This is a genomic window from Neisseria sp. KEM232, from assembly GCF_002237445.1.
In the GTDB taxonomy this organism is placed as follows: domain Bacteria; phylum Pseudomonadota; class Gammaproteobacteria; order Burkholderiales; family Neisseriaceae; genus Neisseria.
This window is the reverse complement of the sequence record NZ_CP022527.1, coordinates 285,469-306,234: the sequence shown is the minus strand read 5'-3', so window position 1 is coordinate 306,234 and position 20,766 is coordinate 285,469. Positions and strand designations below refer to the sequence as shown.

At 56.5% G+C, this 20,766-nt stretch carries 20 protein-coding genes; 13 read left to right on the top strand and 7 right to left on the bottom strand.

Annotated features, from left to right (window positions below):
• Positions 1–22: 22 nt before the first annotated feature.
• Positions 23–646 (bottom strand): TetR family transcriptional regulator, encoded by a 624-nt coding sequence (locus CGZ77_RS01445; RefSeq protein ID WP_009426351.1) that lies wholly within the window; start codon positions 644–646, stop codon positions 23–25.
• 293 nt (positions 647–939) lie between these two features.
• Here CGZ77_RS01445 and CGZ77_RS01440 point away from each other — a divergent pair, with 293 nt between their 5' ends.
• From CGZ77_RS01440 to CGZ77_RS01430, 3 genes are all read left to right on the top strand, one after another.
• On the top strand, positions 940–2,256 hold the full coding sequence (locus CGZ77_RS01440; protein ID WP_009426352.1) for an efflux RND transporter periplasmic adaptor subunit: 1,317 nt from the start codon (positions 940–942) through the stop codon (positions 2,254–2,256).
• Between the two features lie 11 nt (positions 2,257–2,267).
• Positions 2,268–5,477: an efflux RND transporter permease subunit gene (locus CGZ77_RS01435; protein ID WP_094030846.1), complete on the top strand. Its 3,210-nt coding sequence runs from the start codon at positions 2,268–2,270 to the stop codon at positions 5,475–5,477.
• 61 nt (positions 5,478–5,538) lie between these two features.
• Positions 5,539–6,990: an efflux transporter outer membrane subunit gene (locus CGZ77_RS01430; protein WP_009426354.1), complete on the top strand. Its 1,452-nt coding sequence runs from the start codon at positions 5,539–5,541 to the stop codon at positions 6,988–6,990.
• 250 nt (positions 6,991–7,240) lie between these two features.
• Here CGZ77_RS01430 and murJ read toward each other — a convergent pair whose 3' ends face one another.
• The 6 genes from murJ to CGZ77_RS01400 form a co-directional block, all read right to left on the bottom strand.
• Positions 7,241–8,779 (bottom strand): murein biosynthesis integral membrane protein MurJ, encoded by a 1,539-nt coding sequence (gene murJ / locus CGZ77_RS01425; RefSeq protein ID WP_009426355.1) that lies wholly within the window; start codon positions 8,777–8,779, stop codon positions 7,241–7,243.
• Positions 8,780–8,948: 169 nt separating this feature from the next.
• Entirely contained in the window at positions 8,949–9,575 is a 627-nt protein-coding gene (nadD, locus tag CGZ77_RS01420; RefSeq protein ID WP_009426357.1) for a nicotinate-nucleotide adenylyltransferase, read from the bottom strand.
• The gene (locus CGZ77_RS01415; RefSeq protein ID WP_009426358.1) at positions 9,572–10,153 is read right to left on the bottom strand and encodes a carbonic anhydrase; all 582 of its coding nucleotides are present in this window, start codon (positions 10,151–10,153) and stop codon (positions 9,572–9,574) included. The genes nadD and CGZ77_RS01415 overlap by 4 nt, the downstream gene beginning before the upstream one ends.
• Positions 10,154–10,227: 74 nt before the next feature.
• A complete protein-coding gene (hpaC, locus tag CGZ77_RS01410) occupies positions 10,228–10,719 on the bottom strand; it encodes a 4-hydroxyphenylacetate 3-monooxygenase, reductase component (protein WP_009426359.1) in 492 nt (163 codons plus the stop codon).
• Positions 10,720–10,978: 259 nt separating this feature from the next.
• Positions 10,979–11,440, bottom strand: coding sequence for a homoprotocatechuate degradation operon regulator HpaR (hpaR, locus tag CGZ77_RS01405; protein ID WP_009426360.1), 462 nt, complete (start codon positions 11,438–11,440; stop codon positions 10,979–10,981).
• A 139-nt stretch (positions 11,441–11,579) separates the two neighbouring features.
• Positions 11,580–12,245 carry a histidine phosphatase family protein gene (locus CGZ77_RS01400; protein ID WP_009426361.1) on the bottom strand — a complete coding sequence of 222 codons (666 nt, stop codon included), beginning with the start codon at positions 12,243–12,245 and terminating at the stop codon, positions 11,580–11,582.
• 124 nt (positions 12,246–12,369) lie between these two features.
• Between CGZ77_RS01400 and CGZ77_RS01395 the strand changes: the two genes are divergently transcribed.
• From CGZ77_RS01395 to CGZ77_RS01350, 10 genes are all read left to right on the top strand, one after another.
• Positions 12,370–13,227 (top strand): ParB/RepB/Spo0J family partition protein, encoded by an 858-nt coding sequence (locus tag CGZ77_RS01395; protein WP_009426362.1) that lies wholly within the window; start codon positions 12,370–12,372, stop codon positions 13,225–13,227.
• A gap of 291 nt (positions 13,228–13,518) precedes the next feature.
• Positions 13,519–13,878, top strand: coding sequence for an ATP synthase subunit I (locus CGZ77_RS01390; RefSeq protein WP_009426364.1), 360 nt, complete (start codon positions 13,519–13,521; stop codon positions 13,876–13,878).
• On the top strand, positions 13,862–14,734 hold the full coding sequence (gene atpB, locus CGZ77_RS01385; protein ID WP_009426365.1) for a F0F1 ATP synthase subunit A: 873 nt from the start codon (positions 13,862–13,864) through the stop codon (positions 14,732–14,734). Before CGZ77_RS01390 ends, atpB begins: the two co-directional genes overlap by 17 nt.
• An 84-nt stretch (positions 14,735–14,818) precedes the next feature.
• On the top strand, positions 14,819–15,055 hold the full coding sequence (gene atpE, locus CGZ77_RS01380; protein WP_009426366.1) for a F0F1 ATP synthase subunit C: 237 nt from the start codon (positions 14,819–14,821) through the stop codon (positions 15,053–15,055).
• Positions 15,056–15,131: 76 nt separating this feature from the next.
• Positions 15,132–15,602 carry a F0F1 ATP synthase subunit B gene (locus CGZ77_RS01375; protein WP_009426367.1) on the top strand — a complete coding sequence of 157 codons (471 nt, stop codon included), beginning with the start codon at positions 15,132–15,134 and terminating at the stop codon, positions 15,600–15,602.
• A 3-nt stretch (positions 15,603–15,605) separates the two neighbouring features.
• Entirely contained in the window at positions 15,606–16,154 is a 549-nt protein-coding gene (locus CGZ77_RS01370) for a F0F1 ATP synthase subunit delta (RefSeq protein ID WP_009426368.1), read from the top strand.
• Positions 16,155–16,164: 10 nt separating this feature from the next.
• On the top strand, positions 16,165–17,712 hold the full coding sequence (gene atpA / locus CGZ77_RS01365; protein WP_009426369.1) for a F0F1 ATP synthase subunit alpha: 1,548 nt from the start codon (positions 16,165–16,167) through the stop codon (positions 17,710–17,712).
• A 22-nt stretch (positions 17,713–17,734) separates the two neighbouring features.
• A complete protein-coding gene (atpG, locus tag CGZ77_RS01360; protein WP_009426370.1) occupies positions 17,735–18,613 on the top strand; it encodes a F0F1 ATP synthase subunit gamma in 879 nt (292 codons plus the stop codon).
• A 35-nt stretch (positions 18,614–18,648) separates the two neighbouring features.
• A complete protein-coding gene (gene atpD, locus CGZ77_RS01355) occupies positions 18,649–20,046 on the top strand; it encodes a F0F1 ATP synthase subunit beta (RefSeq protein WP_036496196.1) in 1,398 nt (465 codons plus the stop codon).
• A gap of 12 nt (positions 20,047–20,058) precedes the next feature.
• Complete coding sequence (locus tag CGZ77_RS01350) at positions 20,059–20,484, top strand: F0F1 ATP synthase subunit epsilon (RefSeq protein ID WP_009426372.1); 426 nt, start codon at positions 20,059–20,061, stop codon at positions 20,482–20,484.
• The last annotated feature ends 282 nt before the right edge of the window (positions 20,485–20,766 follow it).

Sequence of the window (20,766 nt, the reverse complement as noted above, 5' to 3'; positions counted from 1 at the left end):
TTCTTTCTATATGGATGCGCTTTCAGACGGCCTGACGCAGGGCGGGGCTGTGTTGCAGGGTGTGGATGGCGGCGTCGATGATGGGCGGGACGAGGGCGGCAAGGTTGGTTTGCTGTTCGTACACCCATATGTCGATCAGGCCGCAGGTGACGGCGTGCAGGTAGTGGACGGCGAGGTTGATGTCGAGGTCGGCGGGCAGTTCGCCGCCGTCGGTGCAGGTTTCGAGGATGCGGCGCAGCTGCTGTTCCCACAGGCCGATGTATTTTTGGTGCGCCGCCATAATCGGCCGGGTTTCTTCGGTGAACTCACATTTGGTGTGGAGGATGATGATGAGGCGGCGGTGCAGGGCGTTGTGTTGGATGTGGTCGAAGATGTCGACGAACATGCGGCGCAGGCTGCGGCGGTCGGGCTGTTCGAGGCAGGCGGCGAAGGAGGTGCCGCAGTCGGCGAAAATCTGTTGGAACAGGGCTTCAAACAAATCTTCTTTGTTTTTGAAATGCCAGTAGAGCGCGCCGCGCGTGACGCCGGCGTTGCGGGCGATGGCGGCAAGCGAGGTGCGGGAAACGCCGTTTTCGAGGAAGGTGTCGAGGGCGGACTGCAAAAGTTGCTCGCGGGTTTTTTGGGCTTCGGCTTTGGTTTTGCGCATTGGGGAGACGTTGTTGCAGGGTGTGCCGGCATTCGGCTTGCGAAATGCGAAAGGCCGTCTGAAAAAACCGGAATTTCCCCAAACGGCGTTATTGGGGGTTTGGCAGCGAATGTCGGCACACCCTGAAAAAGTGTAAAAAAACGGCGCGCATTATAGATTCCGCTTTTATTACATTCAAGGCTGTATGTATAATCCGCGCCCTAACAAGGTTCGGCAGGCCGTCTGAAAGGGTTTCAGACGGCCTGCCACAGTTTATTTTTATTTAACGTCAAAAAGATGAAGGATAGAACACCATGATACGGAATATATGGCGTCCGGCGGCTCTGGCCGCCGCCGTGCTGCTGGCTCTGACGGCCTGCGGCGGCGGAAAAGGTACGCAGGAAGCGCAACAAGGCGGCGGTAAGCAGGCGCAGCAGCAAATGCCCGCGCCGGCGGTGGAAGTGTTGACTGTGCAGCCTCAGGATATCGAAATCGGCGTCGAACTGCCCGGCCGTTTGGAAGCCGTACGCTCGGCCGACGTGCGTCCGCAGGTGGGCGGCATCGTCAAACGCCGCCTGTTCCAGGAAGGCAGCTTCGTACGCGAAGGCCAGCCGCTCTACCAGTTGGAAGACGCGTCCTATCTGGCTTCGCTGGAAAGCGCGCGCGCCCAGCTCGCTTCCGCCGAGGCGGCGCAGGCCAAAGCCAATGCCGATGTGGCGCGCTACCGTCCGCTGGTTGAGGCCGACGCCATCAGCCGTCAGGAATACGACGCCGCCGTCAGCGCCAAACGTTCGGCCGACGCCAGCGTGAAAGCGGCCAAGGCGGCCATCCGTTCGGCGCAGATTAATGTCAACTACGCCCGTGTCACCGCGCCGATTTCCGGTTTCATCGGCCAGTCGAACGTGTCCGAAGGCGCGCTGGTGGGTGCGGGCGACACCACGGCGATGGCCAATATCAAGCAGACCGATCCGATGTATGCCAATGTGACCCAGTCGGCAACGGAAATCATGAAGCTGCGCCGGCAGATTGCCGAAGGCAAGGTGCAGCCGGTGAACGGACGCATCGAAGTGGACATCAAGTTTGAAGACGGCTCGACCTATGGCGAAAAAGGCTATCTGATGTTTGCCGACACCACGGTCAGCGAAACGACGGGACAGGTGAAGCTGCGTGTTATCGTGCCCAATCCGCAAAACATCCTGCTGCCCAACCTGTATGTGCGCGCCGTGATGGCGCAGTCGGTTATCAAGGGCGGTTTCGCCGTGCCGCAGCAGGCGGTAACGCGCGGACAGAAGGACACCGTGATGGTGGTGAACGCGCAGAGCGAGCTCGAGCCGCGCGTGGTCACCGTCGCCGCGCAGCAAAACGGCGACTGGATTGTTTCAGACGGCCTCAAAGCAGGCGACAAGGTGGTGGTGGCCGGTACGACCATCGCCGCAATGATGGGCGCGCAAACCGGGTCGAAAAAGGTGACGCCCAAAGAATGGGTGAGGCCGTCTGAAAACGCCGCCGCCCAGGCCGCGCCGCAGGCCAAGCCGCAGGAAGGTGCGAAAGACGCGCCTGCCTCCGCGCCCGAAGAAGCCGTTCAGACGGCCTCCGAAGCCAAACCCGCCGCTGCGTCTGCCGCCAAATAAGGAATGCGCACATGGCTAAGTTTTTTATCGACCGTCCCATTTTCGCGTGGGTAATCGCGATATTTATTATTCTGGCGGGCGTTATCGGCATCATGAATCTGCCGGTGTCGCAGTATCCCAGCGTGGGCGCGCCCACCATTTCGCTGCAGGCCGTCTATCCGGGCGCGTCGGCGCAGGTGATGGAAGACAGCGTGCTGGCCGTTATCGAGCGCAATATGAACGGCGTGGAAGGTTTGGACTATATGTCCACCAGCGCCGACAGCAGCGGCTCGGGCTCGGTGACGCTGACCTTCACGCCGGAAACCGACGAGAATTTCGCCCAAGTCGAGGTGCAGAACAAACTCTCCGAAGTCTTGTCGCAACTGCCCGCCACCGTGCAGCAGAACGGCGTCACCGTATCCAAATCGCGCTCCAACTTCCTGATGGTATTGATGATGTCGTCTGAAAGCATGACGACCGAGGAAATCGCCGACTATGTCGAGCGCAACATCAAGCCGGAAATCCAGCGCGTCGAAGGCGTGGGTACTGCCCGCCTGTTCGGCTCGCAGCGTGCGATGCGCGTGTGGATAGATCCGAAAAAGCTGCAAAACTTCAATCTGTCGGTAGCCGAAGTCAACGCGGCCATCTCCGCGCAAAACGTGCAGATTTCCGCCGGCTCGATCGGCGCGCTGCCCAATGTGGCCGGACAAACCATCTATGCCACCATTACCGCCGAAGGCCAGCTCTCCACCGCCGAACAGTTCGGCAACATCATCGTGCGCGCCAACACCGACGGCTCGAACGTTTATCTGAAAGACGTCGCCAGCATCAATCTGGGCAGCCAGGACTATTCCACCTCCACCAAGCTCAAAGGCAAACCCGCCGTCGGCATGGCCGTGATGCTGTCGAACAAGGGCAACGCGATGGCGACCGCCGCCGCCGTGCGCGCGCGTATGGACGAGCTCAAACGCTTCTTCCCCAACGACATGACCTGGAGCGCGCCTTACGACACCTCCAAATTCGTCTCCATTTCGATTGAAAAAGTGGTGCACACGCTGATCGAGACCATCGTGCTGGTGTTTATCGTGATGTATCTCTTCCTGCAAAACTTCCGCTACACCCTGATTCCGACCATCGTCGTGCCGATTTCGCTGTTGGGCGCTTTCGCCTGCCTGCAATACTTGGGCATGTCGATCAACGTGCTGACCATGTTTGCCATGGTGCTGGTGATCGGTATCGTGGTGGACGATGCGATTGTGGTGGTGGAAGCGGTGGAGCGCATCATGTCCGAAGAAGGACTACCGCCGAAAGCCGCCACCAAAAAAGCCATGTCGCAGATTTCCGGCGCGATTGTCGGCATCACCGCCGTGCTGATTTCCGTATTCGTGCCGCTGCTCTTCTTCTCCGGCGCGCAAGGCAAAATCTTCACCCAGTTTGCCGCCACCATGGCGATAGCCATCGGCTTCTCGGCCTTCTTCGCCCTGTCGCTGACGCCCGCACTGTGTGCGACGCTGCTCAAGCCCATCCCCAAAGGCCACCATATCGAGAAAAAAGGCTTCTTCGGCTGGTTTAACCGCACCTTCAGCAAAACCACACACGGCTATGAGGGCTGGGTAGCCAAGCTGATGAAGCGCGGCGTGCCGATGATTGCCGTGTACATCGCCCTGGCCGGCGTGGCCGGCGTGCTGTACAAAAACATCCCCACCTCCTTCCTGCCGCAGGAAGACCAGGGCAGCCTGATGATGATGGTGCAGCTGCCTGCGGGCGCAACCAAAGAGCGCACCGACGAAACCATGAAAGTGGTGGACGAAGTGCTGCAAAATATGCCCGAAGTCGACACCTACCTCACCGTATCCGGCTTCAGCTTCGGCGGCTCGGGTCAGAACATGGGCTTCGGCTTCATCACCCTGAAAGACTGGAGCGAGCGTACCGATCCGATGAGCGGCGCGGCCGCCGTGTCGGGCAAAATCACCGGCGCGCTGATGGGCAGCATCAAAGACGGCTTCGGTATCGCCATCAACCCGCCCGCCATCATGGAGCTGGGCACCAGCTCCGGCTTCGAGCTGTACCTGCAAGACCGCAACAACAACGGCCACGAAGCCCTGCTGGCCAAGCGCAACGAGCTGATGAACAAAATGCGGCAAAACCCGATGTTCGACGCCTCCGCCGTGCGCGCCTCCGGCCTCGAAGACGCGCCGCAGCTCAAACTGGAAATCGACCGCGCCGCCGCCGCCGCGCAGGGCATCGATTTCTCGTCGGTGCGCACCGTATTGGCGACAGCATTGAGCTCGTCCTACATCAACGACTTCCCCAACAACGGCCGTCTGCAAAGGGTAATCGTGCAGGCCGACGCCGCTTCGCGCATGCAGCCCGAAGATATCCTCGCGCTCACCGTGCCCAATTCGTCGGGCGTGGCCGTGCCGCTGTCTGCCTTCGTTTCCGCCAAATGGGAAAACGGCATGCAGCAGAGCGTGCGCTTCAACGGCTATCCGGCGATGAAACTCGAAGGTGCGGCCGCCAGCGGCTATTCCACCGGCCAGGTGATGGCCGAAGCGCAGCGCTTGGTCAACGAACTCGAAGGCGGCTACAGCCTCGAATGGGCGGGACAGTCGCGCGAAGAAGTAAAAGGCAACTCGCAAACCTATCTGGTTTACGGCCTCGCCATCCTTGCCGTCTTCCTCGTCTTGGCCGCGCTGTATGAAAGCTGGTCGGTACCGCTGGCCGTGATTCTCGTTGTGCCGCTGGGCTTTCTCGGCATCGTGCTGGGCGTCACCGGCCGCAACGGCTTCCTCGCCATCTTCGGCGTGCCGCCGCAATATCTCAACGATATTTACTTTAAGGTCGGCATGATTACCGTGATCGGCTTGAGCGCGAAAAACGCCATTCTGATTATCGAGTTCGCCAAAGACCTGCAGGCACAGGGCATGAACGCAGTGAAAGCCGCCCTGCGTGCGGCGCACCTGCGCTTCCGCCCGATTATCATGACCTCGTTCGCCTTTATTCTCGGCGTCGTACCGCTGTTCTTCGCCTCCGGCGCCAGCTCCGCCAGCCAGAGAGCCATCGGCACCACCGTGCTCTCCGGCATGCTGGTCGGCACAATACTGTCCGTATTCCTCGTGCCCCTGTTCTATGTTGCCGTGCGCAAAATCTTCAAACCCAGCGCGCACGAGCTCGAACTGGCACACCAGCACGCCCTCGAAGCAGGCGTGAGCGCGGAAGACGAGCCGCACGACAGGCACTAAGCAAAAGGCCGTCTGAAAACGCCAAACACGGTTTTCAGACGGCCTGTTTAAGGAGATCCCAATGAAAAACATCACACTCAAACCGGCCTTCGCCGCCGTTGCCGCCGCCGCAGCCCTGTCGGCCTGCACTATGATTCCCAAATACCAAGAGCCGCAGGTAGCCGTGGCGCAGCAGTTCAAATACGACCGCGCCGACAACGGCATTCAGGCCGCCGCCTTGGGCTGGAAAGACTACTTCGCCGACCCGCGCCTGCACCGCCTGATCGACATCGCGCTCGAACGCAACACCGACCTGCGCGCCGCCGCCCTCAACGCCGAAGCCATGCGCGAACAATACCGCATCAGCCGCGCCGCCCTCTTCCCCTCCCTCGGCGCAAGCGGCAGCGGTGCGCGCCAGAAAAGCGCGGGCGACCTCAACGGCACCGGACACGGCGTGATTTCCGAGTCGTACAGCGTCGGCCTCGGCGTCTCCTCTTACGAACTCGACCTCTTCGGCAAAGCCCGCAGCAACAAACAGGCCGCCCTCGAAGGCTACTTCAACAGCGCCGCCGCCCGCGACTCCGCCCATCTCGCTCTGGTCGCCTCCGTTGCCAAAGCCTATTTCAACGAGCGCACCGCCGAAGAAAACATGGCGCTAGCGCAAAAAGTGCTCAAAAGCCGCGAAGAAACCTTCCGTCTCAGCGAAATCCGCCACAAAGCGGGCGTGATTTCCGCCATCGACCTGCGCCAGCAGCAAGCCCTGATCGAAGCGGCCAAAGCCGCCTACGCGTCTGCCGTGCAGAGCCGCGAACAGGCGCGCAACGCTCTGTCCGTCCTCATCAATCAGCCCATCCCCGACGATCTGCCCGCCGGATTGCCGCTGAACAAACAATTCGTCTTCGACCGCCTGGGTGCCGGCCTTACCTCCGACGTGCTGCTCAACCGCCCCGACATCCGCGCCGCCGAACACGCCCTCAAACAGGCAAATGCCAACATCGGCGCGGCGCGTGCGGCTTTCTTCCCCAGCATCAGCCTCACCGGCAGCGTCGGCACGGCCTCGCACGAATTGAACAACCTGTTCCACGCAGGCAACGGCACTTGGGCGTTCGCCCCCACCATCAACATCCCCATCTTCACTTGGGGCAGCCTCAAAGCCAGCCTCGACGCCGCCAAAATCCGTAAGGAAATACAGGTCGTCAACTACGAAGCCGCCGTGCAGAATGCCTTCCGCGACGTAGCCGACGCCCTTGTCGCCCGTGAGCAGCTCGACAAAACCTACCATGCCAACAGCAGGCAGAGCACCGCCTACGCCGACCAGCTGTGCCTCGTGCGCCTGCGCTACAAACACGGCGTATCCAGCGCGCTCGACCTCTTGGATGCGGAGCGCAGCAGCTACACCGCCGACACTGCCCTCATCGCCACCCGCCTGACCATGCTGGAAAACATGGCCGATCTCTACAAAGCCCTCGGCGGCGGCCTGAAACGGGTCACGCTCGACGGCAGCGAAAACGCCGCACAGCCGCAGGCACAGTAAGGCAGTCCGAACACGACCGCCGCGCCGTTTTGTGCGGCAAAAGGCCGTCTGAAAACCCGCAACAGGGTTTTCAGACGGCCTTTTTTGTCAGCGCGGACGTTTTCGTTCCGAATGGTGGACGTAGGCGGGAACGGCCTTATCGCACTCCTGCCGTCAACGCGGGTATCGGCTGTTTCCCACGGCATACGTCAGGCCGTCTGAAAACTCTGTTTCGGGTTTTCAGACGGCCTTTTGTCTTGTCCGCCGAGTATCAGTGTTCCGAGCGTTTGAAATGGTGCGGACGGAAGCCCAGGGCGGCGAGGGTGGTGAAGTAGAGGGTGATGCCCAAGAGCACCAGCCAGGCCAGTTGCAGGGCTTTTTGCCAGCCGCGTATGTTGATCCATTCCAAGCCGGTCAGCGCCTGCGCCGCCCACAGCCCCGCACCCATCACGGCCAGCGCGACGGCGAGTTTGGCAAGAAAGGTTTTCCAGCCCGCGTCGGGAAAATAAAGCCCTTTGACGCGCAGCAGGATATAGAGGAAGGCGGCGTTGAGGCAGGCGCCGAGGCCGACGGAAAGCGACAGGCCGACGTGTTTGAGCGGCACGATAAAGGCGAGGTTCATCAGCTGCGTCGCCATCAGGGTAACGACGGCCACTTTGACCGGCGTTTTGATGTTCTGCTGCGCGTAAAAGGCGGGGGCGAGCACTTTAATCATAATCTGGCCGATGACGCAGAAGGAGCAGGCGATCAGGGCGTTTTTTGTCATTATGGCATCGTGCGCGCTGAAACTCTGGCTGACGAACATCGTCGCAATCAGCGGGTAGGCAAGCATTGCCAGCCCGAGCGCGGCGGGGGCGGCGAGCAGGCAGCACAGGCGTAGTCCCCAGTCGAGCAGCTTGGAGAATTCGTGCGGGTTGCGGCCGCCGGCGTATTTCGACAGTGTGGGCAGCAGTATCGTGCCGAGCGCGACGCCGAGCACACCGGTGGGCAGTTCGGTGAGGCGGTCGGCGTAGTACATCCAAGAGATGCTGCCGCTTTGCAGGAAGGAGGCGAAGATGGTGTTGATCACTAAGGAAATCTGCGCGACGCTGGCAGCGAAAACGGCAGGCATCATTTGTTTGATAACGCGGTTGACGGCGGCGTTTTTGAAATCGAGTTTGGGCAGGTTGAGAAAACCCTGTTTGGCGAGCCACGGCAGTTGGAAGACGAGTTGCAGGATGCCGCCGACGAACACCGCCCAGGCCAGCGCGGTGATCGGCGGGTCGAAATAGGGCACGAAAAAGAGCGAGAAGGCGATGAAGGAGAGGTTGAGCAGGACGGGGGTGAAGGCGGGGATTTGGAATTTGTGGTAGGTGTTGAGTATCGAGCCGACGAAAGAGGACAGGGAAATCAGCAGGATGTAGGGAAACATAATCCGCAGAAGGTCGGTGGCGAGGGCGAATTTGTCGGGGTTTTTGGTAAAGCCCGTGGCGGTGGCGGTGATGATCCACGGCGCGGCCAGCACGCCGATTGCGGTGACGGCGGTGAGGGCGAAGGTGAGCATGCCGGCGATGTATTGCACGAATTCGCGCGTGGCTTCGGGCGATTTGGTCTGCTTGTATTCGGCCAGCACGGGCACGAAGGCTTGGGCGAATGCGCCTTCGGCGAAAATGCGCCGCAGCAGGTTGGGCAGTTTGAAGGCGGTGAAGAAGGCGTCGGCGGCGTCGCCCGAGCCGAAGACGTGGGCGATGATCATGTCGCGGATAAAGCCGAGGATGCGCGACAGCATGGTCATGCTGCCGAGTTTGCCGAGGATGGAGAGCAGGTTCATAAGGGTTCGGTTTGGACAGTGTGCCGTTTCAGACGGCCTGTGCGGCGAAAAGGGCGCAGTATAACAAAAGGCTGTCTGAAAGCCTGTCTGGCGTTGGGGCGGTTTTTCAGACGGCCTTTTTGTGCGTTTTACCGGTGCGTTGAGGCCGTCTGAAAGCCGTGGCGGTGATTCAGACGGCCTGCGGGTTTTCGGCGTACAGATTGTGGCGGCGGATGTAGGCGGCTACCTGCGGCGGGATGAGGCCGTCGGCGCTATGGCCGTTTTTCAGACGGCCTCTGATGTCGGTGGAGGAGATGTCGGACAGGGGGGCTTGCAGCAGGCGCAGGCTGCCGCGGCTCAGGGCGTATCCCGCCCAGTCGTGCAGTTCGGGCGGCAGGGCGGCTAGGCTGAAACCGCTGCGGGCGGCAACGGCAATGTTGGTTTGCCGCACGAGCGTTTGCCAGTTTTTCCAGGTGTGGAGGGCGGCGAGGCTGTCGGCGCCCATCAGCCACCAGAGTTCGGCGGCGGGATAATGCTGGCGGAAGATTTGCACGGTGTCGGCGGTGTAGGTCGCGCCGCCGCGCACGATGTCGAGGTCGGAGACGGCGAAACGCGGGTCGGCCGCAGCCGCCAGTTCGGTCATGGCGAGGCGGTAGGCGGCGGGGGTGCACGGGGCGCTTTTGTGGTAGGGGTCGCCCGCGGGCAGGAAGATGACGGTGTCGAGGCCGGTTTCGTCGGCAAAGGCGCGGGCGATGTGCAGGTGGCCGTTGTGGGGCGGGTCGAAGGTGCCGCCGAAGAGTCCGGTTTTGCCGCTCATGGCCGTCCGGCCTCTGTCTGGGCGTTGCCGTCGACGACAAGGGTGAGTTTGCCGGTGGTGGGGTGGATGACGAGGCCGTGGACGGTGACGGCGGCGGGCATGAGGGGATGGCGGCGGATGATGCCGACGGTGTGGCGGACGCTGTCTTCGACGTCGTCAAAGCCGGTGAGCCAGTTGTCGAGGTCGATGCCGGCATTGCGCAGGGTGTCGATGCGGTCGGCGGGAATGCCGTGTTCGGCGGTTTTTTCGAGGAAGCCGTCGGCACTCATGCCGCGCATGCCGCAGTCGTAGTGGGCGATGACCATGATTTCGCTGACACGCAGTTCGAAAACGGCTATCAGCAGGCTGCGCATGACCGAGCCCCAGGGATGGTTGACGAGGGCGCCGGCGTTTTTGATGAGTTTGGCGTCGCCGTTTTTCAGACCGAGGGCGCGGGGCAGGAGTTCGGACAGGCGGGTGTCCATGCAGGAGAGGATGGCCAGGCCGCGTTCGGGGTATTTGTTGCTGAAAAACCGGGCGTATTCGCCTGCTTCGACGAAGCTGCGGTTGAAGTCGAGGATTTCGTTGAGGGTGCCCATCGGGTGTCCTTTCGGCTGCGGGTTGGTGTGCGGTGGGTTGGTGGTTTCGGCTTCGCAGAAGCCGTAAGCCCGTTTCAGGGCAGGGCGGCGAAGTGGCGTCTGAAATAGACCAGCGCGGGGTCGGAGCCGCCGCGGACGGCGATTTCGTCGATTTCGATCATGAAAACGTGGTGTGTGCCGACTTCGTTTTGCGCGGCGACGCTGCCGTGCAGGTGCGCCAGTGCGCCTTCGATTTGCAGCTGGCCGCTGCGGCCTCTGTGCCAGATATGGTATTCGAAGCGCTCTTCAGGCGAGAGGGCGGTGAGGCCGGCGAAGTGTTCGGCGGCATCCTGCTGGTGTGCGGCGAGGACGTTGATGCAGACGGCGCGGTTTTCCAGAAGAACGGGAATGATGCCCGCCTGTTTGTTGATGCAGAGCATGACGGTAGGCGGCTCGTCGGTGACGGGGGCGACGGCGGTCATGGTGATGCCGTAGCGCCCGGCCGCGCCGTCGGTGGTGATGACGTGGACGCCGGCGGCGCAGACGGACATGGCGTCGCGGAAGGGAAGTTGCAGGGGATGCGGCATGGGATTCGGGTTTCGCGGCGGTGGTTTTGTTGGGTCGGCACCGTGTTCTAATTTCGTTGAAGCTGCGTTTTCAGACGGCCTCCGGCTGCGGATTGGCGGAAAAACCGTGTTTCGGAAACGCCGTTCCCGTGTTTATGCCCCGAAGGGGCAGGCGGGAGCGGTCTGCTATCGTTTGCCGCCGCGCCATAGGCAACGCGGCAGGCTGGTATTTTACCCGACACTGCCGCGTTGGCGGTATGCCCGCGAATGCGGGCGGGGGTTATTCTTCGTCTGCGTCTGCGCCGCCGTCTTTGCCGTCGGGGCGTTTGAGCGCGGCCAGTTCGCCCAGCAGGCTGTGAAGCTGGTTCATTTTCTCGCGGGTCATCCGCTGCTCGATTTCTTCGTAGCGTTTGTCAACCTGCGAACGCGTGTTTTCGTAGATTTCCATGCCGGCGGCGGTGAGCTTGAGGAAGACGCGGCGCTGGTCGTTGGAAGGTTTCATGCGGATCAGCAGGCCGCTCTGTTCGAGGCGGTTTAGGATACCGGTTAGGCTGGGACGCAGGATGCAGGCGGAGGAGGCCAGCTCCTGAAAATCCATAGTGCCGTTTTCCGCCAGCAGGCGGATGATGCGCCATTGCTGGTCGGTAATGCCCGCGCTGTGCAAAATCGGACGGAAATGCGAAAGCAGCATATCGCGTGCCTGTAACATGGCAATATTGATGGAGGTTCGCTTGTAGTCCATAAAACAGTCCTTTGTAACAGTGATTGTTATGAAGTGAATGTTTGTATTCTAACCGATAGTCCGAAATTAATCCATATTGCATAGACAGTGTGCCGCCGTTTTTACACTTCGCGATACAAAACGACACACTTTCTTGCGTTTACAACACTTCGCCGACCGATTCTATCCGCCACAGGCCGTCTGAAAAACGCAGGCGCGACAGCGAAAGGTTGGGCACGCTGCGGTATTCCGTTGCGGCAGGGTCGATGCTTTTCAGCACGGCGGTAATGGTCATGCCGTGCGCCACTGCCAGCACTCGGCGGCAGTTTTGCTCGGCAAGGGCGATTTGTTTCAGCGCGGCGGCGGTGCGGGCGGTAAAACGTTCGTGGTTTTCCGCCAGATGCAGAGGATCGGCCTGCGCCACGGCATCGAGCAGCATAAAACGATCCGCCCGACGGAAGGCCGTCTGAAACGCATCCGCGTCGGCAAAGCCGTTGCGCCCGGCCAGCAGGCGGTACAGCGTTTGCGCGTGTTCGCCTTCAAACCCGCCGAAACAGCATTCGCGCAAATCCGCCAGTTCGACAAGCGGCAAAGCCGCCTGCCCCGCGTGTTTGAGCAGCAGTCGCGCCGTTGCCGCGGCTCTCGGTGCCGTGCTGGAAAACGCCGCATCAAACTCTATGCCGCGCCGCGCCAGCTTTGCGCCGAAATCTGCCGCCGCCGTGCGGCCTTCTTCCGTGAGCGGCGAATCGCTCCACCCCTGCAGGCGGCCGAGCGTGTTGAACACGGTTTTGCCGTGGCGCACCAGATAAACTTCCAAATCCGTCACCCGTCCAAGTCGTTGAAAAACAGGGGCGGCATCATACACGAGGCAGGCCGTCTGAAAAAATAAAACTGCTTTCAGACGGCCTTTCCATTAAAATGGCGCACATTTTTTAAGCGAGGAAAGAGTTATGGCAAAACAACCGGGCGGACTCGGGCGCGGGCTCGATTCGCTGCTGTCGGGCAGCATCGAAGACGGACAGGGCGACCGCCTCACCGCCGTGCCGGTGGGCGACATCCGCCCCGGCCGCTACCAGCCGCGCGTGCAGATGGACGACGAGGCTCTGCACGAATTGGCCGAATCCATCAAGGCACAGGGCGTTATCCAGCCCGTTATCGTGCGCGAACACGGTCTGTCTCAATACGAGTTGATTGCGGGTGAGCGGCGCTGGCGGGCGGCGCAGATGGCCGGCTTGGCGGAAATCCCCGTCGTTGTCAAAAACATCAGCGACGAAACCGCGCTGGCCATGGGTTTGATTGAAAACCTGCAACGCGAAAACCTCAATCCGATAGAGGAAGCGCGCGGCCTGAAACGCCTGGCCGACGAGTTCAGCCTCACCCATGAAACCATCGCCAAAGCCGTCGGCAAAAGCCGCAGTGCCATTTCCAACAGCCTGCGCTTGCTCGCCCTGCCCGAACCGGTGCAGGACATGCTTTATCAGCGCCGTTTGGAAATGGGTCACGCCCGCGCCCTACTGACCCTGCCGGTAGTCGATCAGCTCGAATTGGCGCAGAAGGCCGTGAAAAACGGCTGGTCGGTGCGCGAAGTGGAACGGCGCAGCCAAATGGCGCACAGGCCGTCTGAAAATGCGGTGGCAAAAAACGTCCATCCCGATATCCGCCGGCTCAACGAAACGCTGACCGAAACGTTGGGCGTGAACGCCGAAGTTAAGAGCGGTAACGGCCGCAAAGGCAGAATCGTCCTCCATTTCGACACCCCCGAAACCTTAGACGCGCTGCTGCAGCGGCTTGGCGTGGAGTTCCGTTAGGCCGTCTGAAAGCAACAAACCTCAGCAAAACCGCGCGCCGCAGGCAGAAAATAAAGCAGAAGCAGCCTGCTGCGTCGGTTTCTCGCCAATTTTGTGTGGCGGCTTGTGATTTCGAAAAATTTTGTTAAGAATGGCGCCTGTGCACACAAAGGCCGTCTGAAAATTTACCCGTGATAATCTTCCGCTGTTTTTCAAACGGAATATTTCACGAAATTTAACCAATCGGCTTGACGGAAAACAGGGCATTTATTATAGTGCCGAAGCTTAATGTGACTCCCACTGTGTGCGCCGATGGCAAAAATTCTGTATCTGCAGTTTGCCGCTTTGTTGGCAGTTGCGCTGGTAAGCGGCTTGGCGGCAGGAATTTCGGCTGCGTGGTCTGCGGCAGCAGGCGGTGCGAGTTTCTTTTTCCCATCGGTTGTTACGGTGCTGTTCTTAAATCTTTTCCGCCGTGTGCCGCAATATGCGGGATATGCGTTTATCGTCGGAGAAGGTTTAAGAATAGTGCTGGCGTTGGTGATGATGGTTTCGATATTTGTCTTTTTCCGTCAAAGCCTGCGGTTTCTGCCGTTTCTTTTCGGTTTGTTGGCCGTCAGCCATGTGATTTTTTTTGTTTTTTGGAAAGCTGAATATTATGGCAAGCGCAAGTGAAACCATGACTGCGGCCGACTACATCAAACACCATTTGCAAAGTTTGACCAGTCTGTCGGATGTGACCAAAGGCCAGGGGCTGCAAAATATCGCTGACTTTTCTTATATCAATTTGGATGCGATATTTTTTGCTGTGGTGCTGGGTGCGCTGGGTTGTTTTCTGCTGCGCCGTGCAGCGGTAAATGCCACCGCCGGTGTTCCGGGTCGTTTTCAGGCTGCCGTCGAACTGCTTTACGAATTTGTCGACGATATGTGCAAAGGTATTATCCATAATGCCGAATCGCGCAAAGCCGTTGCTCCGCTCGGTCTGACGCTGTTTGTCTGGATTTTCCTGATGAACGCGATGGATTTGCTGCCGGTAGATTTGCTGCCGATTACCTGGCAGGGTGCAACAGGGGATCATCATGCATTGCTCCGTGTGGTGCCGACTGCCGATTTGAATACGTCCTTGGCCTTGGCCGTTGGTGTTTTGCTGGTATGTATTTATTACAATATCAAAATCAAAGGTGGAAAAGGCTGGGTTCACGAATTGTTTACTGCTCCTTTCGGACCGCTCCTTTTCCCTGCAAACTTTTTATTGAATATTTTGGAATTTTTGTCCAAAACCGTTTCGCACGGTATGCGGTTGTTCGGTAATATGTATGCAGGCGAGCTGGTGTTCTTGTTGATTGCCTTGCTCGGTGGTGCTTGGGCTGCCTCAGGCAGCGTGACATTGATGGATCCGGTTCTGTTTCTGTTCCACATTGTTGCTGGTGCGGCATGGGCAATTTTCCATATTCTGATTATTACTTTGCAGGCATTTATCTTTATGGCTTTGGCATTCGTTTACATCGGCCAGGCTCATGATGCCCATTAAATTTTGTTGTTAGATAGCTGTTCTTTTGTTTTTTAAGTTGTTTAATGTGGTTTAACCTTTTGTTTTAATTTAAGGAGTTTTGAAATGGGTTTGATTGCTATCGCTTGTGGTTTGATCGTAGCACTGGGTGCGTTGGGAGCCTCTATCGGCATCGCTATGGTCGGTTCCAAATATCTGGAATCCTCTGCGCGCCAGCCTGAACTGATCGGTCCTCTGCAGACCAAACTGTTCCTGATTGCCGGTTTGATCGATGCGGCATTCCTGATTGGTGTAGCCATCGCGTTACTGTTCGCCTTCGTTAACCCGTTTGTACAAGGCTAATCCGCATACAGACTGTTCCGCAACGAATGCGGAATCAATGTTTGGTTGATTAACCCCAATACAAAGGTTAAGTAAAGTGAATTTAAATGCAACCTTATTTGCGCAATTAATTGTTTTTGGCATTTTGGTTTGGTTTACCATGAAATATGTGTGGCCACCTATTGCCAAAGCTCTTGATGAGCGCGCCGACAAAATTGCAGAAGGCTTGGCTGCTGCCGAGCGCGGAAAAAGCGATTTTGAACAGGCGGAAAAGAAAGTTGCAGAACTCTTGGCCGAAGGCCGCAGCCAGGTTGCCGAATTGGTAGCCAATGCGGAAAAACGGGCGGCTCAAATTGTGGAAGATGCGAAAAGCCAAGCTTCTGCAGAGGCCGCAAGAATTACAGCGCAGGCAAAAGCCGATGTCGAACAGGAAACCAATCGTGCGCGTGAAACTTTACGTGAGCAGGTTGCTGTTTTGGCTGTTAAAGGTGCCGAAGCGATCCTCCGCAGTGAAGTGAATGTTGCCAAGCATGCGGATCTGTTGAGTAACCTGAAACAGGAGCTGTAAATTATGGCTGAGTTCGCAACCATTGCCAGACCTTATGCGAAAGCATTGTTCGAGCTGGCAGATGAGAAACACCAAGTCGAGTCTTGGTTGGGCGGACTGAATGAGCTGGCATGGTCTGTGCAGCAGCCCAAAGTGGCGGCGCTGATTGAAGATGCCGGCAGCATCAGCGAATATAAGGCAAATATTTTGCTTGGTTTGCTTAGCGACGAACAGGTAGCAAAAAACGAAATATTCCGTAATTTTGTCAAAGTGATTGCGGAGGAAAAACGTTTTGTAGTTTTGCCTGAGATCTACACCCAATATCAAGATTTGGCTTTATCACGCAATAGCGTCAAGCAAGCGGTTGTCTTTAGTGCTTTTGATTTTGCCAGCGAAGGGCAAAAAGCCAAGATTGTTGCAGACTTGGAAAAGCATTTTAATACCCGTTTGGAAGCAGTCTTCAAAGTTGATCCCGAATTAATTGCCGGAGTCAAGGTAGAAGTGGGTGATCAGGTTTTGGATCTGTCCATGCAGGGAAAATTAAAAAAACTGTATGCGGCAATGATAAATTAGGAGAGTTTTCATGCAGCTTAATCCTGCTGAAATCAGTGATTTGCTAAAATCCAAAATTGAAAATTTGGATACCAAACAAGAACTGCGCACACGTGGTACGGTAATTTCTGTAACAGACGGCATTGTCCGCGTGCATGGTTTGTCGGATGTGATGCAAGGTGAAATGCTTGAGTTTCCCGGCAATACATTTGGTTTGGCAATGAACTTGGAGCGTGACTCGGTTGGTGCGGTAGTGCTTGGCGAGTATGAGCATATTAAAGAAGGCGATGAAGTCCGATGCACCGGTCGTATTTTGGAAGTTCCTATTGGCCGTGAATTGATCGGACGCGTAGTCAATGCGCTGGGTCAGCCTATTGATGGTAAAGGCCCTGTCAATACAGGTTTGTCTGCACCTATTGAAAAAATCGCTCCGGGCGTGATTGCCCGTCAGTCGGTTGACCAACCGATGCAAACCGGATTAAAAGCCATCGACTCGATGGTGCCTATTGGCAGAGGTCAGCGCGAACTGATTATTGGCGACCGCCAAACTGGTAAGACAGCAGTAGCATTGGATGCGATTGTCAATCAAAAAGGTACGGGTGTTATCTGTATTTATGTTGCAGTAGGACAAAAAGCTTCGTCTATTGCAAACGTGGTACGCAAACTTGAAGAGCATGGCGCAATGGAACATACCATTGTTGTTGCAGCAACTGCTTCTGAAGCAGCTGCACTGCAGTTTATTGCTCCGTATGCGGGCTGCACTATGGGTGAATTTTTCCGTGACCGCGGGGAAGATGCCCTGATTGTTTATGACGACTTGTCCAAACAAGCTGTTGCATACCGCCAGATTTCCCTACTGCTTCGTCGTCCTCCCGGTCGTGAGGCTTATCCTGGTGACGTTTTCTATCTTCACAGCCGTCTTTTGGAGCGTGCTGCCCGCATCAATGCCGATGAAGTGGAGAAACTGACTGAAGGCCAGGTAAAAGGTAAAACCGGCTCTCTTACAGCACTTCCGATTATTGAGACTCAGGCAGGAGACGTTTCCGCGTTCGTCCCGACAAATGTTATTTCGATTACAGACGGCCAAATTTTCTTGGAAACGGATTTGTTTAACTCCGGTATCCGTCCTGCGATTAATGCCGGTATTTCCGTATCACGCGTAGGTGGTGCGGCGCAGACTAAAGTGATTAAGAAGCTGGGTGGCGGTATCCGTTTGGCTTTGGCTCAATATCGCGAATTGGCTGCATTCTCACAGTTTGCGTCTGATTTGGACGAGGCTACGCGCAAGCAGTTGCAACATGGCGAAGTGGTAACTGAATTGATGAAGCAAAAGCAGTTCAGCACTTTGGATACGGCGGAAATGGCTCTGACTCTGTGGGCAATTAACAATGGGTCTTACAGTGATGTGCCGGTTTCCAAGGCATTGGCATTTGAAGCCGAGTTTTTGAATTTTATCCGTACTCAGAACCCCCAAACGCTGGAGCATATTAATGCGTCTGGAGCAATGTCCGATGAGGACGAGCAAGTTCTGACCAAAGCTATGGAATCCTTCAAAGTTTCTTACAACTACGCAGTGTAAGGCTGAATAAAAGGAGTCTGAAATGGCCGTAGGGAAAGAGATTCTTACCAAAATCCGTAGTGTTCAGAATACCCAAAAAATCACTAAAGCCATGCAGATGGTGTCCACTTCCAAAATGCGGAAGACGCAAGATAGAATGCGTCTTGCCCGTCCGTATGCGGATAAAGTGCGGTTGGTAATGGGGCATTTGGCACAAACACAAGAGAACCACAGCATCAAACTGTTAAGTGATCATCGTGAAATCCGTAGAGCGGGTTTTATTCTGATTACGACAGATAAAGGTTTGTGTGGCGGTTTAAATGCGAATGTGCTGAAAAAGTTTTTTGCTCAAGTTCAGCATTACCAAGAGCGCGGAATTGACGTTGATATCGTATGCATCGGCAGCAAAGGTTTGGCTGCTTGCCAGCGCATTGGTCTTAATGTGGTTGCCAGCGTAACCAATTTGGGTGATACGCCTAGGTTGGAATTGCTGGTCGGTGCATTGACTGAATTGTTCCGGCGTTACGAAAACAATGAAATCGATGTCATTCACATGGTTTATTCGTACTTTGTGAATACCATGCGACAGGAGCCTCGGATGGAGGTATTGCTGCCCATTGGCAAAAATACCTTGGTAGAGGCAAGCGGAGAAGCTAAGGGGTATAACTGGGATTACCGTTATGAGCCCAGCCCCGTCGCAGTGTTGGAGTATTTGGTTCGCCGCTATTTGGAATCTGTGGTTTATCAGGCGTTAAGTGACAATATGGCATCCGAACAGGCTGCACGTATGGTGGCAATGAAAGCAGCTACCGATAATGCGGGTAATGCCATTAAAGAATTGCGGTTGGTTTATAACAAATCCCGCCAAGCCGCAATTACCACAGAATTGTCAGAAATTGTTGCGGGTGCGGCAGCCGTATAGTGTTGCAGGCCTGTACTGTAAATTAGGACATGATAATGAGCCAAGGCAAAATCGTACAAATCATCGGTGCGGTGGTAGACGTGGAATTTCCGCGTGATGCCATCCCGCATGTTTATGATGCTTTGAAATTGGTTGAAAACGGACTGACATTGGAAGTCCAGCAGCTGTTGGGCGACGGTGTCGTCCGAACCATCGCTATGGGCAGTTCAGACGGCCTGAAACGCGGTATGGAAGTACACAATACCGGAGCACCGATTACCGTACCTGTCGGTAAAGAAACGTTGGGCAGGATTATGGATGTTTTGGGTAATCCTGTTGATGAGGCCGGCCCGGTAAACGCAGCCCATACCCGCGCAATCCACCAAGAAGCGCCCAAATTTGACGAACTCTCTTCCACTACCGAATTGCTGGAAACCGGGATTAAAGTGATCGACTTGCTTTGTCCGTTTGCTAAAGGCGGTAAAGTAGGCTTGTTCGGCGGTGCCGGTGTAGGCAAAACCGTGAACATGATGGAATTGATCAACAACATCGCAAAAGCGCACAGCGGTTTGTCCGTGTTTGCCGGCGTAGGTGAGCGTACTCGTGAAGGTAACGATTTCTACCACGAGATGAAAGATTCCAACGTATTGGACAAAGTGGCCATGGTTTACGGCCAGATGAACGAGCCTCCCGGCAACCGTCTGCGTGTAGCCCTGACCGGTCTGACTATGGCCGAATACTTCCGCGATGAGAAAGACGAAAACGGTAAAGGCCGCGACGTATTGTTCTTTGTCGATAATATTTACCGCTACACTTTGGCCGGTACCGAAGTATCCGCGCTGCTGGGTCGTATGCCGTCTGCAGTGGGCTACCAGCCGACGCTGGCGGAAGAAATGGGTCGTCTGCAGGAGCGCATTACCTCCACTCAAACCGGTTCGATTACCTCTATCCAAGCCGTATATGTACCTGCGGACGACTTGACTGACCCGTCTCCCGCAACCACATTTGCCCACTTGGATGCTACCGTTGTATTGAGCCGCGATATCGCCTCTTTGGGTATTTACCCTGCGGTTGACCCGCTGGATTCGACTTCCCGCCAGCTTGACCCGATGGTATTGGGTCAGGAACACTACGACGTAGCACGCGGCGTACAGTCTACCTTGCAGAAATACAAAGAGTTGCGCGATATTATTGCCATCTTGGGTATGGATGAATTGTCTGACGAAGACAAATTGACTGTGATGCGCGCACGTAAAATCCAGCGCTTCCTGTCCCAACCTTTCCATGTGGCAGAAGTGTTTACCGGTTCTCCCGGCAAATACGTTTCGCTACGCGACACCATCGCAGGCTTTAAAGCCATTCTGAACGGCGAATACGACCACCTGCCCGAACAAGCGTTCTACATGGTGGGCGGGATCGAAGAAGCCGCTGAGAAAGCGAAAACCTTAAGCTGATAGGAGAGCGGCATGAGTGTCATGCAAGTTGAAGTGGTAAGTAACGAATACAACATCTATTCGGGCGAGGCTGCCTTTGCGGTAGTGCCGACCGTGCAAGGTGAGCTCGGTATTTACCCGCGACACGAGCCGATTATGAGTTTGGTACGTCCGGGAGCACTGCGTCTGCAAGTGCCCGGACAGAGCGAAGAAGTATTGGTTGCCGTTTCCGGCGGCGTGCTCGAAGTGCAGCCCGACAAGCTGACCGTATTGGCCGACGTGGCCGTGCGCAGCAGCGAAATGGATCAGGCGCGTGCGGAGGAAGCGAAAAAAGCCGCAGAGAGCAACATCGCCAAAGCAACCGACGACGAATCTTTGGCTAAAGCACACGCCGCATTGGCTGCGGCGATTGCCGAACTCAAAACGCTGGAATATATCCGCTCACAAAAACACAAATAAATCCTTCGGGATTTGGATAACAAAAGCACGGCATGTCCGTGCTTTTGTTTGATTGCAGTATGCCGACATAAATATAGTGAGTAAAATAAAAAAGAAACAAAACGGTAAACTGCAGACAGCAAGCCAGTTTTCTTGGTATTTCCACATGCAGTAGAAACCGCCTTCTTCAAGCTAGGATGCAGCAGCACAATATTTTTGTGTTGATTCACCATGTCGGGCAGGCGGACAGCCCGCATCTTGTCCGAACCGGCCTAAAAGGCCGTCTGAAAAAAGGGAAAACAT

Excerpts from the sequence above, each read along its gene's own strand:
- CGZ77_RS01445 (WP_009426351.1), bottom strand. The coding sequence starts at position 646 with ATGCGCAAAACCAAAGCCGAAGCCCAAAAAACCCGCGAGCAACTTTTG.
- CGZ77_RS01440 (WP_009426352.1), top strand. The coding sequence starts at position 940 with ATGATACGGAATATATGGCGTCCGGCGGCTCTGGCCGCCGCCGTGCTG.
- CGZ77_RS01435 (WP_094030846.1), top strand. The coding sequence starts at position 2,268 with ATGGCTAAGTTTTTTATCGACCGTCCCATTTTCGCGTGGGTAATCGCG.
- CGZ77_RS01430 (WP_009426354.1), top strand. The coding sequence starts at position 5,539 with ATGAAAAACATCACACTCAAACCGGCCTTCGCCGCCGTTGCCGCCGCC.
- murJ (WP_009426355.1), bottom strand. The coding sequence starts at position 8,779 with ATGAACCTGCTCTCCATCCTCGGCAAACTCGGCAGCATGACCATGCTG.
- nadD (WP_009426357.1), bottom strand. The coding sequence starts at position 9,575 with ATGAGCGGCAAAACCGGACTCTTCGGCGGCACCTTCGACCCGCCCCAC.
- CGZ77_RS01415 (WP_009426358.1), bottom strand. The coding sequence starts at position 10,153 with ATGGGCACCCTCAACGAAATCCTCGACTTCAACCGCAGCTTCGTCGAA.
- hpaC (WP_009426359.1), bottom strand. The coding sequence starts at position 10,719 with ATGCCGCATCCCCTGCAACTTCCCTTCCGCGACGCCATGTCCGTCTGC.
- hpaR (WP_009426360.1), bottom strand. The coding sequence starts at position 11,440 with ATGGACTACAAGCGAACCTCCATCAATATTGCCATGTTACAGGCACGC.
- CGZ77_RS01395 (WP_009426362.1), top strand. The coding sequence starts at position 12,370 with ATGGCAAAACAACCGGGCGGACTCGGGCGCGGGCTCGATTCGCTGCTG.
- CGZ77_RS01390 (WP_009426364.1), top strand. The coding sequence starts at position 13,519 with ATGGCAAAAATTCTGTATCTGCAGTTTGCCGCTTTGTTGGCAGTTGCG.
- atpB (WP_009426365.1), top strand. The coding sequence starts at position 13,862 with ATGGCAAGCGCAAGTGAAACCATGACTGCGGCCGACTACATCAAACAC.
- atpE (WP_009426366.1), top strand. The coding sequence starts at position 14,819 with ATGGGTTTGATTGCTATCGCTTGTGGTTTGATCGTAGCACTGGGTGCG.
- CGZ77_RS01370 (WP_009426368.1), top strand. The coding sequence starts at position 15,606 with ATGGCTGAGTTCGCAACCATTGCCAGACCTTATGCGAAAGCATTGTTC.
- atpA (WP_009426369.1), top strand. The coding sequence starts at position 16,165 with ATGCAGCTTAATCCTGCTGAAATCAGTGATTTGCTAAAATCCAAAATT.
- atpG (WP_009426370.1), top strand. The coding sequence starts at position 17,735 with ATGGCCGTAGGGAAAGAGATTCTTACCAAAATCCGTAGTGTTCAGAAT.
- atpD (WP_036496196.1), top strand. The coding sequence starts at position 18,649 with ATGAGCCAAGGCAAAATCGTACAAATCATCGGTGCGGTGGTAGACGTG.
- CGZ77_RS01350 (WP_009426372.1), top strand. The coding sequence starts at position 20,059 with ATGAGTGTCATGCAAGTTGAAGTGGTAAGTAACGAATACAACATCTAT.